Annotated in this window: 5 protein-coding genes; all 5 read right to left on the bottom strand. The window is 39.8% G+C overall.

Going from position 1 to position 5564, the window contains the following annotated elements; translation table 11 throughout:
• Positions 1–944, bottom strand: a 944-nt coding sequence (locus B2X72_RS03895; RefSeq protein WP_286848341.1) for a heavy metal translocating P-type ATPase metal-binding domain-containing protein, incomplete at its 3' end; no start/stop codon positions are given.
• Positions 945–953: 9 nt separating this feature from the next.
• Positions 954–2324, bottom strand: a complete 1371-nt coding sequence (hemN, locus tag B2X72_RS03890) for an oxygen-independent coproporphyrinogen III oxidase (protein ID WP_175442018.1) — start codon at positions 2322–2324, stop codon at positions 954–956.
• A gap of 1 nt (position 2325) precedes the next feature.
• The gene (locus B2X72_RS03885) at positions 2326–2742 is read right to left on the bottom strand and encodes a lactate dehydrogenase (protein WP_070567181.1); all 417 of its coding nucleotides are present in this window, start codon (positions 2740–2742) and stop codon (positions 2326–2328) included.
• A 373-nt stretch (positions 2743–3115) separates the two neighbouring features.
• Positions 3116–4183 (bottom strand): response regulator, encoded by a 1068-nt coding sequence (locus tag B2X72_RS03880; protein ID WP_070567183.1) that lies wholly within the window; start codon positions 4181–4183, stop codon positions 3116–3118.
• Between the two features lie 42 nt (positions 4184–4225).
• Positions 4226–5410: a PAS domain-containing sensor histidine kinase gene (locus B2X72_RS03875; RefSeq protein ID WP_070567185.1), complete on the bottom strand. Its 1185-nt coding sequence runs from the start codon at positions 5408–5410 to the stop codon at positions 4226–4228.
• Positions 5411–5564 lie beyond the last annotated feature (154 nt).

Below are 5564 nucleotides of genomic sequence, written 5' to 3'. Positions count from 1 at the left end.
AATACTGTTACAGCCACGGGGAAATAACTCCGGTAATCCCGTTCAAATGAGATATGATAATAGGTACGTTGTTGTACCCATTTTCCGATCAATATAAAGAATACAAGACTACAGAGTGTATCCGTAAAACCAGCTCCTGTCTGTGTGATCACCTCAAACGCGGAACGCAAAAATAACACGAGGATTCCTAGAGCTAATGGCACATCCAGATTCAACCGCTTTTGTTTCAGACTCCAATAGGCCGATTTGAAATAATCCGATGCACAATACAATAAAACAGGGAGACCAAAGGCCAGGTTTATATAACCAAAGAAATTGGCATATTCCTTTTCAAAACTCCCCATTCCAAAATAATCAGGGAAACTGAATAACATAGAATTTCCAAAACAGAAACCGGCAACAGCAATTTTTGCGACCAAAGGATTCAAATTATTTCTATTCCCTTCCTTTACAACATCCTGCAAAGTGATTTTAGGGTCATAACCGATATTGACCAAAAGATAAACCAGGTCTTTCAATGGCAGCTCATTGTGATTGAATGTAATGCTCGCCTGTTTCTTCATAAAGTCCACGCGCGACTGCAGTACGTTGGGATTTAGTTTATATAAATTTTCCAGCAACCAGATACAAGAGCTACAGTGAATAGCTGGAATATAAAAGGTGATGATAGTCATCTTATCATCTTTATAATCCACTAATTTACCGGCAATCTGTGGTTCATCCAGATAGGAAAAATCTTCTTGCTTGGATTTATTTGATTTACCCGGGTGCTGATTATAGCGATAATATTGCTGCATACCACTATCGTTCAGTACTTGGTAAACGGTCTGACAGCCCAGACAGCAAAAATCATGATGATCAAGCTGATAGCCCGTTTCCTCAATTTTATCACCGCAATGGAAACATTTTTCTGCAAGTTGTATTTCATCCCTTAGCTCTGCCATACCTTCGTTCTAAATTGCCTGACTAAATAATTGATTTTGTGCTTTTGAACGCAATAATCGCTGATCAAAGGCCATACAGATATTTCTTAAAAAGGAGCGTCCAATAGCAGTACATTGAATTAGATCGCCGGATATGGAGACTAAACCATCTGCAACAAGTTCAGACAATTCGTCGATAATCTGCTCATTCAACGGCGCACCTGTCGGCAAATGCACTTTGCCTTTACACATCATATCGAGGATATAACGCCTTACAAGAAGATCCTCCTCGTTGAGTATATGTCCTTTTATAACGGGCAATACCCCTGCATCAATAAGTTTATGGTATTCTTCTACGGTCTTCACATTTTGAGCAAAAGCCCCCCAGGCATCGCTGATCGAAGAGACTCCGATACCGATTAACAAGGGACTAAATCGATCGGCATACCCCATAAAATTGCGATGTAATCTTTCTTGTTGAAAAGCCACAAATAACTCGTCCTCTCTTTTCGCAAAATGATCCATACCGACATCTTCATAGCCATGGGCCAAAATCATTTTTTTTCCAAGGTTATATAAGGCGAGTTTGGCTGCGCCATGAGGTAGATCTGCTTCAGTATAATGCCGTTGACCGGGTTTTATCCAAGGCACGTGGGCATAGCTATAGAAAGAGATCCGGTCTGGACCGAGCAGCATCGCTTTTTGGATCGTATCTTCCACCGTAGCCAATGTTTGCTTGGGCAATCCATAGATCAAATCGAAGTTGATCGACTCAAATCCAATTTTCCGCGCATTCAGCATAACCTCCTCCACTTCCTCCAAAGTTTGATGCCTATTGATCACAAACTGCACAAGTGGATCAAAATCCTGTATTCCCAGGCTCAAGCGCCGAAATCCCAAGTCAAATAAGGTTTCTAAATGTGTGACGGTTGTATTAGCAGGATGAGCTTCGAAAGAGAATGAACGATCAGGAGCCAGGTCTGCGTGTTTAAGTATCCCCTCAATCAGTACTTTCAAATTATCCGGATGGAAAAAGGTCGGAGTACCACCACCCAAATGTATTTCTGCCAATAACGGTCTTTCTCCCTTAAATAAAGCGACATACATTTCCCATTCTTTCAAAAGAGAGGCAATATAAGGTTCTTCAACGCGATGGTTTTTTGTAATGCGCGTATTGCAACCACAATACGTACATAGGCTTTCACAAAAAGGAAGGTGAATATATAAGCTGATACCTTTTTCTTTCGACTGCTGGAAAGTTTGGTAGACTTGATTAGTCCAAGCTGCCCGGGAAAATGCTTCATTATCCCAAAAGGGAACAGTAGGATAGCTTGTATAGCGCGGTGCGGCAACATTATATTTTTGCACCAATTCTTCCATTGTAACCTGCGATGTAATCATTTTATTTTATTTTTTTAGCACAGTCGTTTAGACAACAACAGGCTTTACCAACACATTTTTCTAATCCCCATAAGTTGAGATTCCGGACGGTCTGCTCTGCCAGTCCTTTTGGACTCTGATCTTCAAATGGTGCATTGGCAATCTGAATATTCAGATCTCCAGCCTTTACCAGATCGATATGAGCAGTATCCTTACTGCGGGTCATAATCTTATTGATCCCTAACCCTTTTAAATTAAGTAGCATGCTCTCGTCCAACATATCGCTCACGGAAATAACTACCGCATCTTTTCCACGCGCGTAATTCTGTGTCTCCGCATTTAATCCATTTGAAATCAAAGTCAAATCATGTTGTTTGGCATTTGCCAATGCCCAAAACTCTTTTTCAAATGACCTTACATTATATACTACTACTTTCATTCTGATTCTACAATCACCAATTAAGGTTTATCCTAAGAACAAAAGTAAATCATGCATATGGGCAAAAAGATGATATAGCACCACACCTTAAAATGATATTTATCACAATTCACAAAAACTTGCATGATTTCGCTAACATCAACAGCTGTAAAAGTCAACCGAAAGCTATTATATGGCCAATAATCGCGTACTATACGTTCATTGAAACCAATGAAACCAAACTAGTTCAATAAAACGGCATAGCGAACTCGCATTGATACTTTAATGAAAAGACACAAATCAGTAAACATAGGCTATCAGAAAAAAAGCGTGTTCAGAAAAACTGAACACGCCTTTTTTAGTAAATTGATTTTTAAATCTTAGCTGCTGATCGCTACTGCTTCACATCCCGCAGGTTCTTGATGGAATTGATGTATATCTTCCCTTTTTCTTTCGAAATCAGTTTTTCTTCTTTAAAGTCGGAGAGCATACGGGAAACAGTTTCATTGGCTGTCCCTGCAATTGAAGCTAGGCCGTCTCGTGTCACATCAATTGAGCATGCATCAGCCTCATTGATATTAACTCCACTTTTTTCAGCAACGCTAATCAAGGCATTGGCGACACGCTTACGGACAGAATGATAGGCAAAACCCAGCAATTGCTCTTCTTTTTCACGTAAGTCGACAGAAAGGAGCTTAATAAATTTACTGGCTATTGCAGGTTTTTTCCATAACAGCTCCAAAAAACTGTCCTTTGGAATCAACACAATTTCACTTTGTTCAACAGCTTCGGCGTAGTCTTCATAATTATCATTCAACAAAATCGAAGCATAACCAAAGTAATTGCCTTCAATAAAAATACCTGTAGACAGCTCACGTCCATCTTTATAGGACTTAAAGCTGCGCACCTGACCAGATTTCACAAAATAGACGTACGTTGGCGAATCATCTTTTTCATAAATAGACTGTTTTTTCTTCACTGTTTTCACCCGTGAATTGGCAATTAGCTCTTTTAGCAACAATACCTGCTCTTCGGCGCTCAAACTCAAATCTTCTTCCTGAGGAATATCTGCTGCAAGCTGCTCATGTCTTTTGAGGCGAACATCTATTGCATTCATCAATTCAACATCATCAAAAGGTTTCGTCAAATAATCATCCGCCCCCATTTCCATCGCTTTGCGCATATCTGCGCGTTCCGCTTTGGCAGTCAGAAAAATGAACGGAATTTTAGCAGTACTCTCAATTTTGCTTAACATAAATAAGACTCCGTAACCATCCAATTCAGGCATCATGATATCACAGAGAATCAGATCAGGTATATGTCTTGTCGCCAGGTCGACGCCAACACGTCCATTTTCGGCAGTAATGACATCATACCTTCCTGTCAACTCCAATATTTCGGTAGTCCCTTCTCGGATATCGATATTATCTTCAATAATTAGAATTGTCTTTTTATTTCTCATCTGCAATTATTTATTCAGTTATGCGAATCTGCAAGTTCACCTTTATTTAAAGCTTACTCTGAATGAAGTTCCTTTGTGTACTTCCGATTCAAATTCCATCTGCCCCGCCATCAATTCGATGTATCGTTTTACAATATTCAAACCTAATCCTGTACCAGGGATATTACCTGTATTATGTGCTCTAAAAAAAGGCTCAAACAAATGTACCTGATCTTCCTCGGGTATACCAATACCATTGTCTTTCACGGATATTAAGCAGCCTTCTTCGTCGATACAGGTTGTGAATTCGATCAAGGTATCTTCTCCGGAATATTTGATCGCGTTGGAGATTAAGTTGACCAAAGCATTTTTCAACAAATTTGGATCTAGGGTGAAATGCCCAATTTCTCCGGTATGTTGGTATACAATATGCTGATTTTTCTTACAGATCATTTGCATTTCTTCGGTGATCTCTTCTGCCAACTCAACGAGATTGATGTATTGCTTATTCATCACAACAATACCCGCTTCCAATTTTTCAAGTGACAGAAAGTCGTTCAGGATACTTGTGAGCAATTGAACTGCACTTTTAATTTTATTGGTGTGTTTAATGATATTAGCCTTATCATCCGGTCGTTCGGAATACTTTTCAATAAGAGAAGCCGAAAGCTGAACCGAGCTTAAAGGTGTCCGGAACTCATGCGAGGCCATGGACACAAACCGTGATTTCAGCTGGTTAAGTTCAATTTCTTTTTCCAAAGACTTTGAGACTTCTGCTTTAGCTTTTTCAAGTTCAGATACCAGAGAGATCAGATCGCGTGTACGCTCACTGACTTTATGTTCAAGTTCGGTTGCATGTTGCTTGAGCATATCCTCGGCAGCTTTCTCACGCGATAAATCGTGAATAAAGCCCGTAAAGATATTCTTATCTTTTAACCAAACCTCACTGACTGCCAAGCGGAATGGAAATGTTTCTCCATTTTTCTTTAAGCCCATCACTTCACGGCCGATTCCGATAATTTTCTTGTGACCTGTGGTTTGGTAATTATGCAGATAACCATCGTGATTACCACGATCAGGTTCAGGCATTAACATGGAGATATTGTGTCCGATCACTTCTTCAGCCTGATAACCGAACAATTCCAAGGCAGCAGGGTTAATGCTTTCCACATTCCCCCTGTTGTCTATGGTAATTATTCCATCAATAGCGTGATCTATTATAGCAGCTAAAAGCCTTCCACCGTCCATGATCGTTGCTTATTTTACCAGTTTCTTGTATTTAATACGGTGCGGTGTTACGTCACCAACGCGTTTTTTACGGTTTTCTTCATATTCAGTGTAGTTACCTTCAAAGAAATAAACCTGTGAATCCCCTTCAAAAGCAAGGATATGGGTACAGATA

Source organism: Sphingobacterium sp. UBA7253, from assembly GCF_002472745.1.
GTDB classification, from domain to species: domain Bacteria; phylum Bacteroidota; class Bacteroidia; order Sphingobacteriales; family Sphingobacteriaceae; genus Sphingobacterium; species Sphingobacterium siyangense.
The sequence above is the reverse complement of the archived record's forward strand: the minus strand, read 5'-3'. Positions and strand labels throughout refer to the sequence as shown.

Excerpts from the sequence above, each read along its gene's own strand:
- B2X72_RS03875 (WP_070567185.1), bottom strand. The coding sequence starts at position 5,410 with ATGGACGGTGGAAGGCTTTTAGCTGCTATAATAGATCACGCTATTGAT.
- B2X72_RS03885 (WP_070567181.1), bottom strand. The coding sequence starts at position 2,742 with ATGAAAGTAGTAGTATATAATGTAAGGTCATTTGAAAAAGAGTTTTGG.
- hemN (WP_175442018.1), bottom strand. The coding sequence starts at position 2,324 with ATGATTACATCGCAGGTTACAATGGAAGAATTGGTGCAAAAATATAAT.
- B2X72_RS03880 (WP_070567183.1), bottom strand. The coding sequence starts at position 4,183 with ATGAGAAATAAAAAGACAATTCTAATTATTGAAGATAATATCGATATC.